This is a genomic window from Streptomyces sp. NPDC029674 (assembly GCF_044903205.1).
In the GTDB taxonomy this organism is placed as follows: Bacteria; Actinomycetota; Actinomycetes; order Streptomycetales; family Streptomycetaceae; genus Streptomyces.
This window is the reverse complement of record NZ_JBJDPY010000002.1, coordinates 1-21,000: the sequence shown is the minus strand read 5'-3', so window position 1 is coordinate 21,000 and position 21,000 is coordinate 1. Positions and strand designations below refer to the sequence as shown.

The following is a 21,000-nucleotide window of genomic DNA, read 5'->3' as shown; positions in this document are numbered from 1 at the left end:
ACCGGACGCAAGACGACATGACACCCGACACCGCCCCTGCGCGGGCCACCTCCACAACCATCCGCGTCCTGCTCGCCGACGACGAGGCCATGATCCGCGCCGGCGTGGGCGCCATCCTCGCCGCCGGCCCGCACATCGAGGTCGTCGCGGAGGCCGGCGACGGGCGCGAGGCCGTCTCCCTCGCGCAGGCCCACCGCCCCGACGTGGCGCTGCTCGACATCCGGATGCCCCGCCTGGACGGCCTCGCCGCGGCCGAGGAGATCGTCCGGACGGTGCCCGGCACCGCGGTGGCGATGCTGACGACGTTCTCCGAGGACGCGTACATCGCCCGCGCCCTGAGCGGCGGTGCCACCGGCTTCCTCCTGAAGTCCGGCGATCCGCACGAACTCATCGCGGGCGTACGGGCGGTGGCGGGCGGCGCCGCGTTCCTCTCGCCCAAGGTGGCCCGGCACGTCATCGACGGCTTCGGCGTCCGGCGCATGGGCCGCGGCGCCACCGCCCGCGCCCGCGTCGGGACCCTCACCCCGCGCGAGCGCGAAGTGCTCGGCCTGGTCGGCGCGGGCCTCTCCAACCCGGAGATCGCGGCCCGCCTGCACCTCGTGGAGGGCACGGTCAAGGCGTACGTGAGCGCGGTCCTCGACCGGCTCGCGGTCAAGAACCGCGTTCAGGCGGCGATCGTCGCGTACGAGGCGGGGCTCGTCCCGGAGCAGACGGACTGAACCCCGCCCGGCGGCGTCAGCGCTGCTGCGTGTCGTCCCGCCGGAACGTCATGGTCGGAGAGTCGTACGCCGCCGGATCGTAAGCCGCCTGTTCCTGAACCGGAGCCGGGGCAGGGGCGGGAACGAAGGCACGGTCGGCCGGATGGCCGGACGGGCGGTCGGAGGCGTACGCATGGCGGCCGGCCCGCGCCGGACCCGGCCCCGCGAACCACTTCACGATCCCCGTGGACGACCCCCGCATCGCGAGAGTGACCCGCGCCACCGGCCGCGTGGTGACCCGTACGAGCACGAACACGATCACCGCGCCGAAGACCAGCCCGACGGCCACGTCGTGCGGATAGTGCACGCCCACGAACACCCGCGAGAACGCCATGAGTACGGCCATCGGCACGGTCAGCGCCGCGATGCGCGGCCAGGCGAGCGCGAGGCCGATGGCGGCGGCGCCCGCGATCGTCGAGTGGTTGCTGGGGAAGGACCAGTCGCCGTGCGGCGGGCACTCGACGAGGGGCTTCAGCGCGCCGGACACCGCCCGGCAGGGCCGCTCCTCGTCGATCACGGACTTGAGCAACTCGCTGCACACGTACGCCACCGCCGTGGCGAGCGGAGCGAGCACCGCGACCGCCAGCGCGCGGGGGTCACCGCGCCTGGCCCGCCACCAGGCGACTATGAAGAGCACCCCGAAGAGCAGCAGCCCGAGCTCCGTCCACACCTCCGCGAGGTGCTGGAACCACGACGGCGTGTCGTGGGCGAAGTCGGTGATGTCGCGGTAGAGATCGTCGGTCATGGTGTCCATGATTACGGACGGTACGGGTGAGGCCGAATCGTCACATCCGGCGATCGTCCCGTCACACCCCTGTCGATGGTCAGGGGTCCCGGGACGGCTCCGGGATGATGATCCGGAAACTTTGTCGTCCAAGGCGGCGGGTGGGGCGGGAGAAGCACCGGATCTCTCGTAAGGTTTGGGCGTGGGATCTCTGCGCAATCCGGTCGGGCCGCTTCCCTCCACCATCTACTGGCGTCGGAGGGCCGTCCTGCTGTCCGTACTCGGCCTTCTGCTGCTGCTCGTCGTGTGGGTCATCACCTCCGGTGGTGGCGGCGACAACAACAACGCGGACGGGCCGGGCGGCAACGGCCCCGCCACGTCGATCACCCCGGGCCCCACCGGTTCCGGGCCCGCGATCAGTGAACACCCGGGCGGGCGGGACGAGTCGGGCGACGGCTCCGGCTCCGGTTCGGGCGGCTCGGGCGGATCTGGCGGCTCCGGTGGTTCGGATGACGGCTCCGGGTCGGCCGGTTCGGGCGGCTCCGGCGGCTCGGAGGGCTCCGGTGGCGGCGGCTCCGACGGCGACGCCAAGGGCGGCGGCGGCTCGGGCGACCGACTCCCGGCCGGTACGCGGCTTCCCAACTGCACCAGTGGCGACGTCAAGTTGAAGGTGCGCAGCGTCCAGAACACGTACGCGATCGACGAGAAGCCGAAGTTCGAGCTGATCGCCGAGAACAGCGGCGGCAAGGCCTGCAAGGTCGATCTCGGCGGCAAGGGAACGGTGCTGACGATCACTCAGGCCGAGGGCGACGACGAGTTCTGGTCCTCGGCCGACTGTCCCGCGGGCAGCGGAAGCCTGCTGCTGCGCGTGCCGGCGGACGGCCGGATCACGCACCCGGTCCAGTGGGACCGCCGCCCCAGCGCCCCGCACTGCGCGACACCTTCGCCGGGCTCGGCGAAGCCGGGCACGTACTTGGTCGAGGCGAAGGCCCCGGGCCTGGGCACGGCCCGCGCTTCGTTCGTCCTGGAGAAGGACTGACCTTCGGCTTCGTGGGGCCGGGCCGGGGAGGGCCTGTCCGGTGGACAGGCCCTAGACGTAACGCTCCAGGATCGACGACTCCGCGAGCCGCGACAGCCCCTCCCGCACGCTGCGCGCCCGCGCCTCGCCGACGCCGTCCACCGTCTGGAGATCGTCCACGCTGGCGGCGAGCAGCTTCTGCAGACCGCCGAAGTGCTCGACGAGCCGGTCGATGATCGCTCCGGGAAGCCGGGGGACCTTGGCGAGGAGCCGGAAGCCGCGCGGGGACACCGCGGAGTCCAGGGCCTCGGGGGAGCCGGTGTACCCCAGGGCGCGGGCCACGGTGGGCAGTTCGAGGAGCTCCGCGTGCGTGAGGGAGTCCAGCTCCGCGAGGGCCTCGTCGACCGTGCGGGAGCGCTTGGCGGTGGGCTCGGGGACGTAGTCCCGGACGACCAGCTCGCGCTCGGGCTCGACACCCGCGATCAACTCGTCGAGCTGGAGGGCGAGGAGGCGCCCGTCCGTGCCGAGCTCGACCACGTACTCGGCGATCTCCGTGGCGATGCGGCGCACCATTTCGAGACGCTGGGCGACGGCGGTGACGTCCCGGACCGTCACCAGGTCCTCGATCTCCAGGGCGGAGAGCGTGCCCGCGACCTCGTCGAGGCGGAGCTTGTACCGCTCCAGGGTGGCGAGCGCCTGGTTCGCGCGGGAGAGGATCGCGGCCGAGTCCTCCAGGACGCGGCGCTGCCCGTCCACGTAGAGCGCGATCAGCCGCATCGACTGGGACACCGACACGACGGGGAAGCCGACCTGCTTGCTCACCCGGTCCGCCGTGCGGTGCCGCGTGCCCGTCTCCTCCGTGGGGATCGTCGGGTCCGGCACCAGCTGCACGCCCGCGCGCAGGATTTTGGTGATGTCCTTGTCGAGGACGATGCCGCCGTCGAGCTTGCACAGCTCGCGCAGCCGCGTCGCGGTGAACTCGACGTCAAGGATGAAGCCGCCCGTGCACATCGACTCGACGGTCTTGTCCCAGCCGAGGACGATCAGGCCGCCGGTGTTGCCCCGGAGGATGCGCTCCAGGCCGTCGCGCAGCGCCTGGCCGGGTGCGACGGCGCTCAGGGAGGCGCGCATCAGCCCATCGGCAGCGGAGCTGCCGCCGGACTTGCCGGGGTTCGCTGCCCGGTCGTTGGCTGCCACTGCACTCCCTCGGTCGCAGGTTGTCCTGGCCTCTGCCGCGCGCTTGCTCTGTACGGAGCGCACGCCTTGCTCCGTACGGAGCGCACGTCGTGCTTCGTACGGATGGGCGAGACCAGGGCAAAGTCTACCGGCGCTCTTCCTCCTCCCGTGGGGCCTCTCGGCGACGGGATCTCGGAAGGACACGGAGAGCGTCCCCCATGTCGGCGACTTCGATGACCTTCATACCGGCGGGGATCCTGCCGGGGTCGGACGGCACGAGGGCGTGGGTGAAGCCGAGCCGGTGCGCCTCGGCCAGTCTGCGCTGGACGCCCGTGACCCTTCTGACCTCGCCCGCCAGGCCCACCTCGCCGATCGCGACCAGGTTCTTCGGCAGCGGGGTGTCGCTGGCGGCGCTGGCCAGGGCGAGGGCGACGGCGAGGTCCGCGGCGGGCTCGGAGAGCTTCACGCCGCCGACCGTCGCGCTGTAGATGTCCCGCTTGCCGAGGGCCGTGATGCGGCCGCGCTGCTCCAGGACGGCGAGCATCATCGAGACGCGGGAGGTCTCCAGGCCGGAGGTGGTGCGCCGGGGGCTGGGGATCTGCGAGTCGACCGTGAGCGCCTGGACCTCGGCGACCAGGGGGCGGCGGCCTTCGAGGGTGACGGTGAGGCAGGTGCCGGGGACGGGCTCGGCGCGGCGGGTGAGGAAGAGGCCGCTGGGGTCGGCGAGGCCGGTGATGCCCTCGTCGTGCAGCTCGAAGCAGCCGACCTCGTCCGTCGTCCCGTACCGGTTCTTGACGCCGCGGACGAGGCGCAGGCGCGCGTGCCGGTCGCCCTCGAACTGCAGGACCACGTCGACGAGATGCTCCAGGAGGCGGGGTCCCGCGATCGCGCCGTCCTTGGTGACGTGGCCGACCAGGAGCGTGGACATGCCGCGCTCCTTGGAGGCGCGGATCAGCGCGCCGGCGACCTCGCGGACCTGCGCCATGCCGCCGGGCGCCCCGTCGATCTCGGGCGAGGCGACGGTCTGGACCGAGTCGAGGACCAGGAGGGAGGGCTTGACCGCGTCCAAGTGCCCGAGGACGGCGGACAGATCGGTCTCCGCCGCCAGATACAGGTGGTCGTCGATCGCGCCGATGCGGTCGGCGCGCAGCCGGACCTGGCTCGCGGACTCCTCACCGGTCACATAGAGCGTGCGGTGCTCCTCGCTGGCCGCCTTCGCGGACACGTCCAGGAGCAGCGTGGACTTGCCGACTCCCGGCTCGCCCGCGAGCAGCACCACGGCGCCGGGGACGAGGCCGCCGCCGAGCACGCGGTCCAGCTCGGGCACGCCGGTGGAGCGGGCGGTGGCCTGGCGGCCGTCGACCTCACCGATCGGTACGGCGGAGGAGGTGACCCGGCCGGGGGCGGTGGTGCGGACCGCGGGCGCGCCGTACTCCTCGACCGTCCCCCAGGCCTGGCACTCCGGGCAGCGGCCGAGCCACTTGGCCGTCTGCCAGCCGCACTCGGTGCAGCGGTAGGACGGCCGGTCCTTGGTGGATTTCGTACGGGCAGCCATGCTCGGAACCGTAGCCGAGGCCACTGACATCGCCGCCCCGGCCGAAGACTCGGGCGGCCCCCGGCCATGGAATGCGGCGTTCCTGTCCCCTTTTGAGGGATCTGTTCACCCGTAAGGGTTAAATGTGGCCTAGAGGGAAGAAGGGACCTGCATCATCCGCCTAACTTCGCACGGGTGATGAGCAGCAGGACGGAAACTCCCACGCACGCAACCGGCGCACACCGGGCGCACCGTGACGCGCGCAAGCGCGTGGTGCCGCGCCCGGCGCCCCGGACCACTCCGCCCGCGCGCTACGAACCGTGTCTGGACGGCCTGTTCACGTACTGCCTGTCCGTGCTCTGCGATCACGACGCGGCGACCGCGGCGCTGGGGGACGTGCTCCACCACGCCGAGCGCCGGGGCACCCGCGGCCCCGAGTCGGACGGCGACCTCAAGCCCTGGCTCTACGCACTCGCGCGCTGGGTCTGCCTGCGCCGACTGGCCGAGGCCAAGCGCAGCCGGGAGGGCCGCCACGCACACGCCGCGGGGCAACCCCCGAAGAAGCCGGCGCAGCCGGCGAACAAGCCGGAGCAGCCCGCGACGAATCCGACGCAGCCCGCGACGAAGCCCACGCACCCGCAGGACACCGAGCAGCAGTCGGAGGAGACCGCCCGGCAGCACCGCCGGGAGCTGGCCCAGCTCGCCTGGCCGGAGGCCGCCGGCACCACCCCCGAGCAGCGCGAGGCCCTCGAACTGGCCGTGCGCCACCAGCTCGCCCCCGCCGAGGTCGCCGCCGTCCTCGGCATGGACCTCACCAAGACCCGCGGCCTGCTCGCCTCCGCCGCCTGCGAGGTGGAGCGCACCCGCGCCGCCCTCGCCGTCGTGGAGACCGGCAGCTGCCCCATCGTGGCCCGCATCACCGGTGACAACCAGCTGCTGCTCGGCACCGCCCTGCGCCGCGAGCTCGTCCGGCACGTCGACGACTGCCCGCGCTGCCGCCGCACCGCGGAGCGCGCCGGGGCCAGTGCCTGGCCGGGCACGGCGGTCAGCCCGGCCGCGCTCCCCGTCGTCGAGGCGCCCCGGGCCGCCCTCCACACGGCGATGGCGCACGTTCCACGCGCGCGTGGCGGCGGCCCGCGCTACGACAGGCGCGGTTTCCCGATGGACCCCAAGGACCACGCCGCCCGCCGCGACCGCCTGCGCGCCCGTGCCGTCACGACGACCGTCGTCGCCACCGTGGTGGCCGCCCCGGTGCTGGCGCTCTGGGCCGCCTACCGGGGAGCGCCGCTCACCGGCGAGGGCGCCGACGGCCGTTCGGTCAGCGCGAGCGAGGGCGGCGGCCCCGGCCACGCACGCGACGACTACGAGAACGCGGGCAACGCGCGCAAGGGCCCCGAACCCCGCTTCACCGCGGGCAGCCGCTCACCCGACGTCTCCGTAGAGGTCATCAGCGGCGGATCCGGGTCCCGCTCGTCGACCGGCCCTGGCCGCCTCACCGTCGAGGCCCAGCCGAGCGGCGACACGACCCTCATCACGCTCACGGCGACCGGAGGTTCACCGGTCCACTGGTCGGCGAGCGAGAGCGCGTCCTGGCTCTACCTGAGCCGTTCGTCCGGGACGCTCGCGCCGGGGGAGTCGGTCACGCTCCAGGTGTACGTCGATCACTCCCGCGAGCCGTCGGGACACTGGAGCGCGCGGGTCTCCATCGCGCCCTCGGGCGCGGTCATCTCGATCGACGGGTACGGGGACGGGCGTCCGCCGACGCGTCCCGGCCCGCGGCCCACGCACCCCCGCCCCTCCGACCCGGGACCGTCCTACCCGGGCCCGTCGGACCCCGGCCCCAGCGACCCGGGCCCGTCCGACCCCGGCCCCACCCCGGTACCGACGGACCCGACACCCACCCCGTCCGACCCCGGCCCGGGCGACTCGTCCCCGCCGCCGGACGACGGCAGCGGCGAACCGGACCCGAGCTGACGCCTAGGGCGTGGGGTCCGCCGGATGGGGTGCAAGGAGCGGCAGTTGCGAGGCCAGCCGCTCCTCGCACAGCTCCACGAGCCGGTCGTACCCCTCCTTGCCCATCAGCTCGATCAGCTCAGGGCGGTAGGAGACGTACACCGGGTCGCCCGCGCCGTGCGCCGACGTCGCCGACGTGCACCACCAGTGCAGATCGTGGCCGCCGGGGCCCCAGCCCCGCCGGTCGTACTCACCGATCGACACCTGGAGGACGCGCGTGTCGTCGGGCCGGTCGATCCACTCGTACGTCCTGCGCACCGGCAGCTGCCAGCAGACGTCCGGCTTCGTCTCCAGCGGCTCGCGGCCCTCCCGCAGCGCCAGGATGTGCAGCGAGCAGCCGGCGCCGCCCGCGAAGCCGGGACGGTTCTGGAAGATGCACGAGCCGTTGTACGGACGGGTCTGGCGGTCGCCGTCCTCGTCCGTGGCGACCCAGCCGGTCTCCCGGCCCACGTCGTGGTGCTGCCAGATGTCGGGCGTGAGCCGGTCGACGTACCCGGCGACCCGCTTCTCGTCGTCATCGTCGGAGAAGTGGGCACCCAGCGTGCAGCAGCCGTCGTCGGCGCGGCCCGCCTGGATGCCCTGACAGCCGCTGCCGAAGATGCAGTTCCAGCGAGAGGTCAGCCATGTCAGATCGCAGCGGAAGAGCTGCTCGTCGTCCGCGGGATCAGGGAACTCCACCCAGGCACGGGCGAAGTCAAGACCCTTCTCGTCCGGCACAGCCTTATCGGACTTCTTGGTCTTCGCCGGCTTCCCGGACTTTCCCACCTTCTCGTTCTTCTCCGGCCTGCCCACCTTCTCGGCCTTCGCCGACTTCGATTTGTCGGCCTTCGTCTTTTTCGTCTTTGGCACGTCTCCAGGGTATGCGGGTGGCCGACCGCCCGAGGCCAGACGATCACCCCGCGCGGCGTAGCGTTCCCTATATGAGACTCGGTGTCCTCGACGTGGGGTCGAACACGGTGCATCTGCTCGTGGTCGACGCCCATCCCGGTGCGCGCCCGCTGCCCGCACACTCGCACAAGGCCGATCTGCGCCTCGCCCAACTCCTCGACCCCGCGGGGGCCATCGGGGCGGACGGCGTCGACCGGCTGGTCGCCGTCGTCCGTGAGGCGATGGAGGCCGCGGAGGACAAGGGCGTGGAGGAAGTGCTGCCGTTCGCCACCTCCGCGGTGCGCGAGGCGAGCAACGCCGACGCGGTCCTCGCCCGGGTCAAGGACGAGACCGACGTCGACCTCCAGGTCCTGTCCGGCGAGGAGGAGGCCAGACTGACCTTCCTGGCCGCCCGGCGCTGGTTCGGCTGGTCCGCGGGCAAGCTGCTCGTCCTCGACATCGGCGGCGGCTCCCTGGAGATCGCGTACGGCATGGACGAGGAGCCGGACGTCGCGACGAGCCTGCCGCTCGGCGCCGGCCGGCTCACCGCCGCCTGGCTGCCGGCCGACCCGCCGGACCCCTCCGACGTGAAGGCGCTGCGGCGCCATGTGCGGGCACAGATCGCCCGCACGGTGGGGGAGTTCACCCGCTTCGGAACGCCCGACCACATCGTGGCGACGTCGAAGACGTTCAAGCAGCTCGCCCGGCTGACGGGGGCCGCACGCTCGGCGGAGGGCCTCTACGTACAGCGGGAGCTGAAGCGGAAGTCCCTGGAGGACTGGGTGCCGCAGCTCGCCGCGATGACCACGCGCGAGCGCGCGGAGCTGCCCGGCGTCTCCGAGGGGCGGGCCGGGCAGCTGCTGGCGGGGGCGCTCGTCGCGGAGGGCGCGATGGACCTCTTCGGGGTCGAGGCGCTGGAGATCTGCCCGTGGGCGCTGCGCGAGGGCGTGATCCTGCGCAGGCTCGACCACCTGCCGCCGTCGTGAGCGGCCGCTGTGGTCCCCGAAGCGGTCGGTATGCCCCCCGAAGCAGTCGGTGTGCCCTCTGACCACGGCGGTACCGGGCCACCTCCCGCCCGCCCGGACGCGGCCCGTACGCTGTCTCTCGTGGCAGAACCAGTGGTGCGCATCCCGGATGCGAAGGTCGCCCTGTCGACGGCCTCGGTCTATCCGGAGTCGACGGCGACGGCCTTCGAGATCGCCGCGCGCCTGGGCTACGACGGCGTCGAGGTCATGGTCTGGACCGACCCGGTCAGCCAGGACATCGAGGCGCTGCGCAGGCTGAGCGACTACCACCAGATCCCCATCCTGGCCGTCCACGCGCCCTGTCTCCTCATCACGCAGCGCGTCTGGTCCACCGACCCCTGGGTCAAGCTGCGGCGCGCGCAGGCCGCCGCCGAGAAGCTGGACGCCTCGACCGTCGTCGTGCACCCGCCCTTCCGCTGGCAGCGGCAGTACGCCCGCGACTTCGTCGACGGAATCTGGCGGATGGCCGACGAGACGGACGTGCGGTTCGCCGTCGAGAACATGTACCCCTGGCGCTACCGCGACCGCGAGATGCTCGCGTACGCCCCCGAATGGGACGTCACCAAGGACGACTACCGCCACTTCACCGTCGACCTCTCGCACACCGCGACCGCCCGCACGGACGCGATGGAGATGGTCGACCGCATGGGCGACCGGCTCGGCCACGTCCACCTCGCCGACGGCAGGGGCTCGGCCAAGGACGAGCACCTCGTCCCCGGCCGCGGCACGCAGCCCTGCGCCGAGCTCCTGGAGCGGCTTGCGGTCAGCGGCTTCGACGGGCACGTGGTCATCGAGGTCAACACGCGGCGCGCGATGTCCAGCGCCGAGCGCGAGGCCGACCTCGCCGAGGCCCTCGCCTTCACCCGGCTGCACCTGGCCTCGGCGGTGAAGGTGCCCCGCTCATGACCCCCGGCGCGCCGTCGGAGGCCACCGCCCCGCGCCGCCGGGGACGCCCGTCCCGTACGCAGTCGGAGAACGGCCCCGCGACCCGCGACCAGATCCTGCGGGCGGCCCGCGAGGAATTCTCCGCGCGCGGGTACGAGAAGACGTCCGTGCGCGGCATCGCCAAGGCCGCCGGGGTCGACCCGGCGCTCGTACACCACTACTTCGGTACGAAGGAGCAGGTTTTCGAGGCCGCCGTCACCGTCGCCTTCGCACCCGCCCTGGAGGCGCCCGCCACGATCGAGGAGGGCCCGCTCGACGGCGTCGGCGAGCGCCTCACCCGCTTCGTCCTCGGCGTCTGGGAGAACCCCGCGACGCGCGCCCCGCTGCTCGCCATCGTGCGCTCCGCGGTGAACAACGAAACGGCCGCCGCGGTCTTCCGCCGCCTCATCGCCACCCAGCTCCTCGAACGCATCGCGCGCCGTCTCGAGCTGCCCGACGCGGAGCTGCGGGCCGAGCTCGCCGCTGCCCAGCTGGTGGGCGTCGCCATGTTGCGGTACGTGATCCAGATCGAGCCGATGGCCTCGGCGGACCTGGAGCGGCTCGTGGCGAGGGTGGCACCGGTGGTGCAGGGACATCTCACGGGGCCGTGAGCGGCCCTTGTGCCTCACGGGGCCGTGAGACGGCCGTCCCGCCATCCGGACACTCTGTCCGGATCCTGGAGCCGCGGCGTACGCTCGAAGGCAGTCTTGACCCTCGTACATCACCATCGCCGAACCCCTGCCATTCCCTGAAGGAGCGAGCGACCATGCCCGAGCTCAGGTCCCGCACAGTCACCCACGGCCGCAACATGGCGGGCGCCCGCGCCCTTATGCGCGCCTCCGGTGTACCCGGGGCCGACATCGGGCGTAAGCCGATCATCGCGGTGGCCAACTCCTTCACGGAGTTCGTGCCCGGCCACACCCACCTGCAGCCGGTCGGCCGCATCGTCTCCGACGCGATCCGCGAGGCCGGCGGCATCCCCCGTGAGTTCAACACCATCGCCGTCGACGACGGCATCGCGATGGGCCACGGCGGAATGCTGTACTCCCTGCCGTCCCGCGACCTGATCGCGGACTCCGTGGAGTACATGGTGGAGGCCCACTGCGCCGACGCCCTGATCTGCATCTCCAACTGCGACAAGATCACCCCCGGCATGCTGATGGCCGCCCTGCGCCTCAACATCCCGACGGTCTTCGTCTCCGGCGGCCCGATGGAGGCCGGCAAGGCCACCCTCGTCGACGGGACGGTCCGCAAGCTGGACCTGGTCAACGCGATCAGCGACGCGGTCGACGAGAGCATCTCGGACGAGGACATCCTCCGTATCGAGGAGAACGCCTGTCCGACCTGCGGCTCCTGTTCCGGCATGTTCACCGCCAACTCGATGAACTGCCTGACCGAGGCCATCGGCCTCTCCCTGCCGGGCAACGGCTCGGTCCTCGCCACGCACACCGCCCGCAAGGCGCTGTACGAGCGGGCAGGCCGGACGGTCGTCGACATCACCAAGCGCTACTACGACGGCGACGACGCCTCCGTCCTGCCGCGCGCCATCGCCACGCACGCCGCCTTCGAGAACGCCATGGCCCTCGACATCGCCATGGGCGGCTCGACGAACACGATCCTGCACCTCCTTGCCGCCGCCCAGGAGGCCGGCGCCGACTACGACCTGTCCGACATCGACGCCGTCTCGCGCCGCGTCCCGTGCCTGGCCAAGGTCGCCCCGAACGTCGCGGGCAGCACGACGTACTACATGGAGGACGTGCACCGCGCCGGCGGCATCCCCGCGCTCCTCGGCGAGCTGTACCGCGGCGGCCTCCTCAACGAGGACGTCCACACCGTCCACTCGCCCTCCATCAAGGAGTGGCTGGACGCCTGGGACATCCGCTCCGGCTCCGCCTCCGAAGAGGCGCGCGAGCTGTGGCACGCGGCGCCCGGCTGCAAGCGCTCCGCCGAGGCCTTCTCGCAGTCCGAGCGCTGGGACACCCTCGACACGGACGCCGCGGGCGGCTGCATCCGCGACGTCGCCCACGCCTACTCCAAGGACGGCGGCCTCGGCGTCCTCAAGGGCAACATCGCCGTCGACGGCTGCGTCGTGAAGACCGCCGGTGTCGACGAGTCGATCTGGACCTTCGAGGGCCCCGCGGTCGTCTGCGACTCGCAGGAAGAGGCCGTCGAGAAGATCCTCAACAAGGCCGTCAAGCCGGGCGACGTGGTCGTCATCCGCTACGAGGGCCCCAAGGGCGGCCCCGGCATGCAGGAGATGCTCTACCCCACCTCCTTCCTGAAGGGTCGCGGCCTCGGCAAGGTCTGCGCCCTGGTCACCGACGGCCGCTTCTCCGGCGGTACGTCGGGTCTGTCGATCGGCCACGCGTCGCCGGAGGCGGCGGCCGGCGGCACGATCGCGCTCGTCGAGGACGGCGACCGCATCCGTATCGACATCCCCGGCCGCTCGATCGAGCTCCTCGTCCCCGAGGAGGAGCTCGCCGCCCGCCGCGAGGCCCTGGGCGGCGTGTACGCGCCCAAGAACCGCGAGCGCAAGGTGTCCGCCGCCCTGCGCGCGTACGCGGCGATGGCGACGAGCGCCGACAAGGGCGCGGTCCGGGACGTGTCGAAGCTCGGCTGATTCCCGGCGGCCGACCCATACGGCCGGATCCCGGAAACCTTTTGCGGCGCGGGCGCGTCCTTGGTGTGGACAACACGCCAGGGGCGGCCCGCGCCGCCGTTTACGGGGGGAGAGCACAGTGAGCGAGAACGTGATGGTGCCGGAAGTGGCCGCCGAGCCGGCCGAGGCCGCCGTCGAGCCGGAAGCGGCCGTCGAGGCCACCGCCGCGAGGACCTACGCGATCGCCGCGGACGTCAACGTCCGGTCCGGCCCCGGCACTTCGTACGGCAAGGTCGGCCGCCTCCGCGCGGGCGCCCGCGTGACCATCGCCTGCCAGAAGCCGGGTGAGACGGTCACGGGTCCGACCGGCACGTCGAACCTGTGGGACCGGATCGGCAGCGGCCGGTACGTCTCGGACACGTACGTCCGCACGGGCAGCGACGGGTACGTGGCGCCGCGCTGCTGAGCCTCGTACGGACCACCGTGAAGCCGCCGGAGTACGGCCGAGGCCCCGGAGCCCGGGAGCTCAGCCGGACTTCGGCGGCTTCGTCGCGTCAAAGGCGAACACCGTGTTCTTCGCGGCCGCCACGACCACCACGCTTCCGGTGACGGTCACGCGCGGGCTGGCGTTCACCTCGCCCGCAAGACCGTCGGCCCGCGGATCCGTCGTCCACAGCGGCTCGCCCCCGCGCGACGACAGCGCGGCGACCCGGCCGCTGGCCGAGCTGAAGTACAGCGCCCCGTCGCCGTCCCCGGCCACCGGCCCGGACAGGCCCTCCACGCTCGTCTGCCGGGACCACTTCTTCTTGCCGGTCGCCGGGTCGAGCGCCGTGACGAGCCCGGTCTGCCCGCTCACGAAGACGGTTCCGTCCGCCATGCCGGGCGTCCCGTCGTACGTCTTCGGGAAGCGGGCGTACGTCACGTCGTGCGAGTCCGGGTCCAGCCGCGACACCCCGTCGTACCCCACCGGCTCGGGCCCTTCCTGACGCGGATGCAGGAGTACGAGGCTGCCGTCCGCGGTACCCAACGGCACGGCGGGCCCCTTGACGGCGACGGCCTTGCCGAGGCTCCCCGAGGCGAGGTCGACGAGGCGCAGGTCGGGGTGGCGCACCTCGCCGGCCGACAGCTCCGCGCGCGGGGCGCACATCGCGTACAGCCGCGCGCCCGCCGGAACCGGCGCGCACTGCGTGCCCGAGGGGAACGGTTCCTGCCAGGCGACCTTCCCGCTGTGCGCCCGCCGTGCCTCGAAGCGCGAGTTGGACGCGTCGACCGTGACGACGGTCGAGCCAACCACCACGGCGTCCCGCGTACGTCCCGTCACGGCCGTCGACTGGGCGCCGGACGGCACCGACCAGAGCTCCCTGCCCTTGTCCGCGTCGACGGCGACCACCTCGGTCTGCGGGCTGCTCGCATCGCCCTCGGCGGCGAAGCGGTAGCCGAGCACCGTGTCGTCGGTGACGCCCACCAGATGCATGCCCTGCGTGGGGACGCCGGGGCTTTTCTCCGTCCACACACGGGAACCGTCGGAGAGCCTGAGCCGGGTCGCGACGACGCCACCGCCCCCGCAGAACAGCGCGTCACCGCGCGCCTCGCAGCGCAACTCGTCCGGAATGTCCGCGCGGCCGCCCGGCACGGCCTTGCGCCACGGCTCGAAGCCGCCCGGCAGCCGCGCCCCGGCAGCCGCGATGTCGCTCCCTCTGGCGCCCCCGCCGCCAGGACCGTCCGAACCGCCCGCCTGCACCACCGCGACCCCGCCGCCGATGGCGGCCACGGCCACGACCGCGGCCAGCACGGGCCGCCAACGACGGCGCAGCCCACGCCCGACGACGGCCCCCGTCTCCTGCCCGGCACCGGACTCGCGGGTCTCGGCGGGCCGGGGAGGTGCGGCGACCGAAGCCGGGGCCGAAGCCGGGACCGGGGCCGGGGTGTCGTCGTCCGTTGGCAGATGGTGCTGCGTGTCCGTCTCGCGCATGCTGCGCGGCCCGTCCGCCGGTCCAGTCGCAGGGCCCAGATCGGACGGCAGATCCCGCAGCCGTACGAGGAGTTCGTCCGCCGAGGGCCGGTCCTCGGGGTCCTTCGCCAGGCACGGCTCGACCACCCGCCGCAGCGCGTCCGGCACCGCGCCGAGCGCCGGCGCCTCATGGACCACCTGGTAGGCCGTCATATAGGGGCTGTCGGCGTCGAAGGGCCCTTGCCCCGTCGCCGCGTAGACGAGCAGCGTGGCCAGCGAGAAGACGTCCGACCGCGGCCCGACCCCGCGCGGCGTCTGCAACTGCTCCGGCGACATGAACGGCGGCGTACCGATCACCCGCCCCGTCATCGTCAGCGTCTGCTGGTCCGCGGCGCGCGAGATGCCGAAGTCGATGACCCGGGGGCCTTCGGGGGAGAGGACCACGTTCGACGGCTTGAGGTCCCGGTGCACGACGCCCGCGCGGTGGATGTCGCGCAGTGCCTCCGTGAGCCCGATGGCCAGCCTGCGCAGCTCGACGCCGCCGATGGGACCCTTCTTGGCGATGTGCTGAGCGAGCGTGTGGCCCTCGATGAACGTGGTGGCCATCCACGGGTGCTCGGCCTCGGGATCGGCGTCGATCACGGCCGCGGTGAAGGCGCCGCTGACCCGGCGGGCCGCCGCCACCTCCTGCCGGAAGCGGATCCGGAACTCCTCGTCGCCCGCGAACTGCTGGTGGATCAGCTTGATCGCGACGGGCCGCCCCGAAGCCGTACGCGCCAGAAAGACGGTCCCCATGCCGCCCGAACCGAGGCGCGCCTCGAGCGGGTACCCGCCGATCTCCTCCGGATCCCCTCCACGGAGCGACATACCCACCGACCTCCCCGTGTTCCGGCTGCGCCCTACGCCACGCACATCACTTACGCTCGCCCAAACTAACCGCCGGGCAGTGCGCCCTGGCAAGGCAGGGGACGAATAGGGCGCGCCTGCACAAGAAAGCCCTCCCCATCGCACTCACACAGAACCCCGGCGAGCCCAACGGTAGATAATCAAACGGTGAGCGAAGCCCCCGGCACCCAAGACCCCTCCAACACAACCGGCACCGAACCGGGCCCCCAGCCCGAGCCGATCCGATTCTTCGGGACGACCTGGGTGGACCACGACGGCGGCTACGGCGCCCGCCGAGCCGGAGTCGCCATCGGCTCACTGGCCGCGGCGGCCGCCGGCTGCTTCGTGCTGCGCTTCGCCTACGAGGGCCTGACCATCGCCAACGTCGGCCAGTTCGTGAACCTCCTCGTCGTCCTCATGTTCGCGATCTGCAGCGCCGTCGCCTTCCGCCGCACCTGGGAGGGGTTCACCCGCCGCCACGACCCGGCATCCCAGGCCTCCGCCCGCGGCCTGATGGCCATCGGCTTCGTCGGCACCCTCCTCGCCCACTTCCTCCGCTCCCTCTCCGAAGCCCCCGGCGAAAAGCTCCACCGCGAGGAATACGAAGCAGCCCGCACCCAGTACGAAAAACGCACCTCCCGCCGCACAGGCAACCCCTCCCGCAAAAACCGCAAGCGCTGATCCCACGGGGGTCGTTACCGACTCCCTGGAGCCGCCACGTCCCGCTCGACACCCACCTCGCCAACCTCGCCACACACTCCGCCTTCCTCGTCCTCCCCGAGAAACGCACCGCCGCCTTCCTCGCGCAGGAGCGCACAGAGCTGCTCAAGCTCTTCCCGGACGCGATCGTCCCTGAGGCCTACGTCGTAGACCTCCTGGTCGCCACCCGCCCCACGCCCGGGCACACCCCCACCTCGCCTTGACGGAGCCGGTCACCGGGAGGAGTATTCATCACATGATGAATAAAAGAAGCCCGGCACCCACACCCCACCCCGAGGCCCCGGGGCCCCACCCGGACAAACACCACCCGCCCCCGGAGAACCCGGCCGTCCTGGCTCAAGCGCTGACCGTCGTCCGAGGCCCCCGCACCGTCCTGCGCGGCCTCGACTTCACCGTGCCCCGAGGCCAGATCACCGGCCTCCTCGGCCCCTCCGGCTGCGGCAAGTCCACGCTCATGCGCGCCGTCGTCGGCACCCAGGCCAGGGTCACCGGCACTCTGGAGGTCCTCGGCCGTCCCGCGGGCGCCCCCGCCCTCCGTTCCCGCGTCGGCTACGTCACCCAGCACCCCTCCGTCTACGACGACCTGACCGTCCGCCAGAACCTCGCCTATTTCGCGGCCGTTCTCGACCCCGGCCGCGGCACCGCCGCCGAACGCCGCCGCGACCACGTCACCCGCGTCCTCGACGACGTCGCCCTCGCCTCACACGCCGACTCCCTGGCAGGCAACCTCTCCGGAGGCCAGCGCAGCCGCGTCTCCCTCGCGGTCGCCCTCCTCGGCGCCCCCGAACTCCTCGTGCTCGACGAGCCGACCGTCGGCCTCGACCCCGTACTCCGCCGCGACCTCTGGAACCTCTTCCACGCCATCGCCGCCGACCGCGGCGCCACACTCCTCGTCTCCTCCCACGTCATGGACGAGGCCGAACGCTGTCACCGCCTCCTCCTCATGCGCGAGGGCGAACTCCTCGCCGACGACACCCCCGACGCCCTGCGCGACCGCACCCACTCCGAGACGGTCGAACAGGCCTTCCTCCACCTGGTCGACGCGGCAGACGCCGACCGCCCGGTCCCGTCCAGGAGCCCCCGATGAGCACCTACCGCACCCTCGCCTCCGCCGCCCGAGTCCTGCGCCAGCTCCGCCACGACCCGCGGTCCATCGCGCTGATGATCCTGGTCCCCTGCCTGATGCTGCTCCTGCTGCGCTACGTGTTCGACGGCAGCCCGCAGACCTTCGACTCCATCGGTGCCTCCCTCCTCGGGATCTTCCCCCTCATCACGATGTTCCTGGTCACCTCCATCGCCACCCTCCGCGAACGCACCTCCGGCACCCTCGAACGTCTCCTCGCCATGCCCCTCGGCAAAGGCGACCTCATCGCCGGTTACGCCCTCGCCTTCGGCGCCCTGGCCGTCGTCCAGTCGACCCTCGCCACCGGCCTCGCCCTGTGGGTGCTCGGCCTGGACGTCACAGGCTCCGCCTGGCTGCTGCTCCTGATCGCCCTGCTCGACGCCCTCCTCGGCACCGCGCTGGGCCTCTTCGTCTCGGCCTTCGCCGCCTCCGAGTTCCAGGCCGTCCAGTTCATGCCGGCGGTGATCTTCCCCCAGCTCCTGCTCTGCGGCCTGTTCGCCCCGCGCGCCAGCATGCAGCCGGTCCTTGAGTGGATCTCCAACGTCCTCCCCATGTCGTATGCCGTCGACGGCATGAACGAAGTCCTCCGCCACCCCGACATCACCGGCGACTTCGTACGCGACGTCGTCATCGTCGCCGGTTGCGCACTCCTCGTCCTCACCCTGGGCGCGGCCACCCTGCGCCGCCGCACCGCCTGACCCCGGTGTTCCGCCCACCGGACACCACCGCTGCTCCCGGCATCCCAATGCGAGGATGGTCGCCGGACGACGCAACCCGGAGGCCACCGTTCATGAGCAGCAACACGAGCCAGAAAGTCGCAGTCCTCGGCACCGGAAAGATCGGTGAAGCCCTGCTCAGCGGCATGATCCGCGGCGGCTGGGCACCGGCCGACCTTCTCGTCACCACCCGCCGCCAGGAACGCGCCGACGAGCTCCGCACCCGCTACGGCGTCACCCCCGTCAGCAACGCCGACGCCGCCAAGCAGGCCGACACCCTGATCCTCGCCTGCAAGCCCCAGGACATGGCCAAGCTGCTCGACGAACTCGCCCCGCACGTCACACCCGACCGCCTGATCATCAGCGCCGCCGCCGGTATCACCACCGCCTTCATCGAAGAACGCCTCGCCGAGTCCACCCCGGTCGTCCGCGTCATGCCCAACACCCCCGTCCTCGTCGACGAAGGCATGTCCGTCATCTCAGCCGGCAGCCACGCCTCCCCCGCGGCCCTCGCCCACGCGGAGGCCGTCTTCGGCGCCGTCGGCAAGACCCTCCGTGTCCCCGAGGCACAGCAGGACGCCTGCACGGCCCTGTCCGGCTCCGGCCCCGCGTACTTCTACTTCCTCGTCGAGGCCATGACCGACGCGGGCATCCTCCTCGGCCTCCCCCGCGACAAAGCCCACGACCTGATCGTCCAGGCGGCGATCGGCGCGTCCGTCATGCTCCGCGACAGCGGCGAACACCCGGTCAAACTCCGCGAAAACGTCACCTCCCCCGCAGGCACGACGATCAACGCCATCCGTGAACTCGAGAACCACGGCGTACGCGCGGCCCTCATCGCGGCCCTCGAAGCGGCCCGCGACCGCAGCCGCGAACTCGCCACCGGCAACAACAGCTGACCCGACGACGCCGGCGCCGCCGCGCGGGCCCCGGCGGCGAGGTGATGACGCGCGGCGCCACGCATCATCACGACTCACCTCCGGCCCACGCGCCTACCGCGCGTCGTTCACCGGCGGCAGCAGCCCGATCGCCCGATAGGCGCCGTCCACCGTCGGCTTGGCCATGCCCCGCGCCCGCTCAGCTCCCCGCCGCAACACCTCCTCCACGTACATCGGATCCGCCACCAGCTCCTTGTGCCGCTCCTGTACGGGCCTGAGCAGCTCCACCACGGCCTCGGCGGTGTCCGCTTTCAGTGCGCCGTACGACTCATATACACCGCTCAAGGCTTCTGGGTTCCCACCCCGGCAAGCCGCGAGGATCTCCAGCAGATTCGAGACCCCCGGCTTGGCAGCGCGGTCGAACGCGACCTCGCTGCCGCTGTCCGTGACGGCCCGCATGATCTTCTTGCGCACCACGTCCGGCTCGTCGAGCAGATAGACGATCCCGGCCCCCGTGTCGTGGGACTTGCCCATCTTCGACGTCGGGTCCTGCAGGTCCATCACCCGCGCCGCCACCTTGGGCGGCGTGGCCCGCGGCACCACGAACGTCTGGCCGTAGCGCTGGTTGAACCGCACCGCCAGGTCCCGAGTCAGCTCGACGTGCTGCGTCTGGTCCTCGCCGACCGGCACCTCGTCGGCGTCGTACGCCAGGATGTCCGCCGCCATCAACACGGGATAGGTGAGCAGCGACAGCCGCACGCTCCCGCCCCGCGCCTGCTCAAGGACCGACTTCTCCTTGTACTGGATCATCCGCCGCATCTCGCCGTCGGACGCGACGCACTCCAATAGATAGGAGAGCCGGGCGTGCTCGTCCACGTGGCTCTGGACGAAGACGGTGGCCCGCTCGGGATCGATCCCCGACGCGAGCAACAGAGACGCCGCCTGCCGACTCAGCCTCCGCACCCGCCCTGGATCGTGCTCCACGGTCAGCGCGTGCAGGTCGACGATGCTGAAAAGGGATTCCGCCCGGTACTGATCGACCTCAGCCCACCGCCGGATGGCTCCCAGGTAGTTGCCCAGGGTCAGGTGCCCCGTCGGCTTGATCCCGCTGAAGATCCTCGTCATCTCTCCGCCTCCTGGTCAGGACCGCCGGCCCGGCGACCGGGCTCCGGGTCCTCCAGGGGGAGAAACGAGAACGGCCGCCGAAGCGGCGGCCGTCGAGTACATGCGTATGTACGGCCGCCGTCAGGCGGCCCACCACAGTTGGGCGTACGCACGTGTAGTCACGTCCGCCAGAGTAGCCCTCCCGAGGCCCGTCGTCCGGAGTTGACACCCCCGGAGCCGCTACGTAGTGTTCTCCGAGTTGCCCGACGTGAGCGTCGACCACATGGTCGGTCCCCGGGCAGCTATTCCGCAAGAACCATTCAAGCGATCGACGTCGTGCGCCCTTCGGGGACTCGCCTTCGGCTCGTTTTCATGCGTATTTGCGAAATGAGGAATCGGCGTTCGAAAGGACGCCCCCGATTAGGTCGGGAGCCGAGATTCCGCTAAAGTCTCACTCGTCGGAACGGCCCAACAGCCGCGAAGGCAACTCCCGCTGACTGGGAGTCAGGCCCGAAAGGATCTGATAGAGTCGGAACCGCCGGAAAGGGAAACGCGAAAGCCGAAAGGCCGGAGCGGGAACCGGAAAGGCACCGAGGAAATCGGACACGAAAGAGTCTGATAGAGTCGGAAACGCAAGAACGAAGAACAAAAAGAAGCACCGAAGGGAAGCGCCCGGAGGAAAGCCCGAGAGGGTGAGTACAAAGGAAGCGTCCGTTCCTTGAGAACTCAACAGCGTGCCAAAAGTCAACGCCAGATATGTTGATAACCCCGTCTCCAGCATCAGCTGGGACGCGGTTCCTTTGAAAAAACACAGCGAGGACGCTGTGAACGGACGGGATTATTCCTCCCGACCGTTCCGCTCTCGTGGTGTAGCACCGGATTACCGGTACACATTCACGGAGAGTTTGATCCTGGCTCAGGACGAACGCTGGCGGCGTGCTTAACACATGCAAGTCGAACGATGAACCACTTCGGTGGGGATTAG

18 protein-coding genes and 1 rRNA gene are annotated in these 21,000 nt (G+C 71.6%); 13 read left to right on the top strand and 6 right to left on the bottom strand.

Going from position 1 to position 21,000, the window contains the following annotated elements; translation table 11 throughout:
• Positions 1 to 17 precede the first annotated feature (17 nt).
• Positions 18 to 719 (top strand): response regulator, encoded by a 702-nt coding sequence (locus ACI2L3_RS03995; protein WP_404751317.1) that lies wholly within the window; start codon positions 18 to 20, stop codon positions 717 to 719.
• A gap of 16 nt (positions 720 to 735) precedes the next feature.
• Here ACI2L3_RS03995 and ACI2L3_RS03990 read toward each other — a convergent pair whose 3' ends face one another.
• Positions 736 to 1,512 (bottom strand): phosphatase PAP2 family protein, encoded by a 777-nt coding sequence (locus tag ACI2L3_RS03990; protein ID WP_404750731.1) that lies wholly within the window; start codon positions 1,510 to 1,512, stop codon positions 736 to 738.
• A gap of 172 nt (positions 1,513 to 1,684) precedes the next feature.
• Between ACI2L3_RS03990 and ACI2L3_RS03985 the strand changes: the two genes are divergently transcribed.
• On the top strand, positions 1,685 to 2,521 hold the full coding sequence (locus tag ACI2L3_RS03985) for a hypothetical protein (protein WP_404750730.1): 837 nt from the start codon (positions 1,685 to 1,687) through the stop codon (positions 2,519 to 2,521).
• A gap of 51 nt (positions 2,522 to 2,572) precedes the next feature.
• On the opposite strand, the gene disA is transcribed toward ACI2L3_RS03985, so the two are convergent.
• Together disA and radA are read right to left on the bottom strand one after the other, a co-directional pair.
• Positions 2,573 to 3,697 (bottom strand): DNA integrity scanning diadenylate cyclase DisA, encoded by a 1,125-nt coding sequence (gene disA, locus ACI2L3_RS03980; RefSeq protein WP_362997138.1) that lies wholly within the window; start codon positions 3,695 to 3,697, stop codon positions 2,573 to 2,575.
• Between the two features lie 124 nt (positions 3,698 to 3,821).
• The gene (gene radA / locus ACI2L3_RS03975) at positions 3,822 to 5,231 is read right to left on the bottom strand and encodes a DNA repair protein RadA (RefSeq protein ID WP_404750729.1); all 1,410 of its coding nucleotides are present in this window, start codon (positions 5,229 to 5,231) and stop codon (positions 3,822 to 3,824) included.
• Positions 5,232 to 5,408: 177 nt separating this feature from the next.
• Here radA and ACI2L3_RS03970 point away from each other — a divergent pair, with 177 nt between their 5' ends.
• Positions 5,409 to 7,184, top strand: coding sequence for a hypothetical protein (locus ACI2L3_RS03970; RefSeq protein ID WP_404750728.1), 1,776 nt, complete (start codon positions 5,409 to 5,411; stop codon positions 7,182 to 7,184).
• A gap of 3 nt (positions 7,185 to 7,187) precedes the next feature.
• On the opposite strand, the gene ACI2L3_RS03965 is transcribed toward ACI2L3_RS03970, so the two are convergent.
• Positions 7,188 to 8,072 carry a hypothetical protein gene (locus tag ACI2L3_RS03965; protein ID WP_404750727.1) on the bottom strand — a complete coding sequence of 295 codons (885 nt, stop codon included), beginning with the start codon at positions 8,070 to 8,072 and terminating at the stop codon, positions 7,188 to 7,190.
• 71 nt (positions 8,073 to 8,143) lie between these two features.
• Here ACI2L3_RS03965 and ACI2L3_RS03960 point away from each other — a divergent pair, with 71 nt between their 5' ends.
• The 5 genes from ACI2L3_RS03960 (at position 8,144) to ACI2L3_RS03940 (ending at position 13,104) form a co-directional block, all read left to right on the top strand.
• Positions 8,144 to 9,076 carry a Ppx/GppA family phosphatase gene (locus ACI2L3_RS03960; protein WP_404750726.1) on the top strand — a complete coding sequence of 311 codons (933 nt, stop codon included), beginning with the start codon at positions 8,144 to 8,146 and terminating at the stop codon, positions 9,074 to 9,076.
• 120 nt (positions 9,077 to 9,196) lie between these two features.
• Positions 9,197 to 10,021: a sugar phosphate isomerase/epimerase family protein gene (locus ACI2L3_RS03955; protein WP_404750725.1), complete on the top strand. Its 825-nt coding sequence runs from the start codon at positions 9,197 to 9,199 to the stop codon at positions 10,019 to 10,021.
• Positions 10,018 to 10,650, top strand: a complete 633-nt coding sequence (locus ACI2L3_RS03950) for a TetR family transcriptional regulator (RefSeq protein ID WP_404750724.1) — start codon at positions 10,018 to 10,020, stop codon at positions 10,648 to 10,650. Before ACI2L3_RS03955 ends, ACI2L3_RS03950 begins: the two co-directional genes overlap by 4 nt.
• 155 nt (positions 10,651 to 10,805) lie before the next feature.
• Positions 10,806 to 12,659 (top strand): dihydroxy-acid dehydratase, encoded by a 1,854-nt coding sequence (gene ilvD, locus ACI2L3_RS03945; protein WP_404750723.1) that lies wholly within the window; start codon positions 10,806 to 10,808, stop codon positions 12,657 to 12,659.
• A 133-nt stretch (positions 12,660 to 12,792) separates the two neighbouring features.
• Entirely contained in the window at positions 12,793 to 13,104 is a 312-nt protein-coding gene (locus tag ACI2L3_RS03940; RefSeq protein WP_404751316.1) for an SH3 domain-containing protein, read from the top strand.
• Between the two features lie 60 nt (positions 13,105 to 13,164).
• Here the strand turns inward: ACI2L3_RS03940 and ACI2L3_RS03935 are convergent, their stop codons facing one another.
• A complete protein-coding gene (locus ACI2L3_RS03935; RefSeq protein ID WP_404750722.1) occupies positions 13,165 to 15,456 on the bottom strand; it encodes a protein kinase in 2,292 nt (763 codons plus the stop codon).
• 186 nt (positions 15,457 to 15,642) lie between these two features.
• On the opposite strand from ACI2L3_RS03935, the gene ACI2L3_RS03930 reads away from it, so the two are divergent.
• The 4 genes from ACI2L3_RS03930 (at position 15,643) to proC (ending at position 18,932) form a co-directional block, all read left to right on the top strand.
• Complete coding sequence (locus ACI2L3_RS03930) at positions 15,643 to 16,155, top strand: EamA/RhaT family transporter (RefSeq protein WP_404750721.1); 513 nt, start codon at positions 15,643 to 15,645, stop codon at positions 16,153 to 16,155.
• A gap of 274 nt (positions 16,156 to 16,429) precedes the next feature.
• On the top strand, positions 16,430 to 17,281 hold the full coding sequence (locus ACI2L3_RS03925) for an ABC transporter ATP-binding protein (RefSeq protein WP_404750720.1): 852 nt from the start codon (positions 16,430 to 16,432) through the stop codon (positions 17,279 to 17,281).
• On the top strand, positions 17,278 to 18,015 hold the full coding sequence (locus tag ACI2L3_RS03920; protein ID WP_404750719.1) for an ABC transporter permease: 738 nt from the start codon (positions 17,278 to 17,280) through the stop codon (positions 18,013 to 18,015). Before ACI2L3_RS03925 ends, ACI2L3_RS03920 begins: the two co-directional genes overlap by 4 nt.
• A 92-nt stretch (positions 18,016 to 18,107) precedes the next feature.
• Positions 18,108 to 18,932: a pyrroline-5-carboxylate reductase gene (proC, locus tag ACI2L3_RS03915; protein WP_404750718.1), complete on the top strand. Its 825-nt coding sequence runs from the start codon at positions 18,108 to 18,110 to the stop codon at positions 18,930 to 18,932.
• A 93-nt stretch (positions 18,933 to 19,025) separates the two neighbouring features.
• Here the strand turns inward: proC and trpS are convergent, their stop codons facing one another.
• Positions 19,026 to 20,036, bottom strand: coding sequence for a tryptophan--tRNA ligase (gene trpS, locus ACI2L3_RS03910; protein WP_404750717.1), 1,011 nt, complete (start codon positions 20,034 to 20,036; stop codon positions 19,026 to 19,028).
• Between the two features lie 872 nt (positions 20,037 to 20,908).
• Here trpS and ACI2L3_RS03905 point away from each other — a divergent pair.
• Positions 20,909 to 21,000, top strand: a 16S ribosomal RNA gene (locus ACI2L3_RS03905); the annotation flags it as partial.

What these genes read in the sequence shown, in the direction of transcription:
- ACI2L3_RS03925 (WP_404750720.1), top strand. Translation starts at nt 16,430, where the DNA reads ATGATGAATAAAAGAAGCCCGGCACCCACACCCCACCCCGAGGCCCCG.
- ilvD (WP_404750723.1), top strand. Translation starts at nt 10,806, where the DNA reads ATGCCCGAGCTCAGGTCCCGCACAGTCACCCACGGCCGCAACATGGCG.
- trpS (WP_404750717.1), bottom strand. Translation starts at nt 20,036, where the DNA reads ATGACGAGGATCTTCAGCGGGATCAAGCCGACGGGGCACCTGACCCTG.
- radA (WP_404750729.1), bottom strand. Translation starts at nt 5,231, where the DNA reads ATGGCTGCCCGTACGAAATCCACCAAGGACCGGCCGTCCTACCGCTGC.
- ACI2L3_RS03970 (WP_404750728.1), top strand. Translation starts at nt 5,409, where the DNA reads ATGAGCAGCAGGACGGAAACTCCCACGCACGCAACCGGCGCACACCGG.
- ACI2L3_RS03990 (WP_404750731.1), bottom strand. Translation starts at nt 1,512, where the DNA reads ATGGACACCATGACCGACGATCTCTACCGCGACATCACCGACTTCGCC.
- ACI2L3_RS03960 (WP_404750726.1), top strand. Translation starts at nt 8,144, where the DNA reads ATGAGACTCGGTGTCCTCGACGTGGGGTCGAACACGGTGCATCTGCTC.
- ACI2L3_RS03935 (WP_404750722.1), bottom strand. Translation starts at nt 15,456, where the DNA reads ATGTCGCTCCGTGGAGGGGATCCGGAGGAGATCGGCGGGTACCCGCTC.
- ACI2L3_RS03995 (WP_404751317.1), top strand. Translation starts at nt 18, where the DNA reads ATGACACCCGACACCGCCCCTGCGCGGGCCACCTCCACAACCATCCGC.
- proC (WP_404750718.1), top strand. Translation starts at nt 18,108, where the DNA reads ATGAGCAGCAACACGAGCCAGAAAGTCGCAGTCCTCGGCACCGGAAAG.
- ACI2L3_RS03920 (WP_404750719.1), top strand. Translation starts at nt 17,278, where the DNA reads ATGAGCACCTACCGCACCCTCGCCTCCGCCGCCCGAGTCCTGCGCCAG.
- ACI2L3_RS03940 (WP_404751316.1), top strand. Translation starts at nt 12,793, where the DNA reads ATGGTGCCGGAAGTGGCCGCCGAGCCGGCCGAGGCCGCCGTCGAGCCG.
- ACI2L3_RS03950 (WP_404750724.1), top strand. Translation starts at nt 10,018, where the DNA reads ATGACCCCCGGCGCGCCGTCGGAGGCCACCGCCCCGCGCCGCCGGGGA.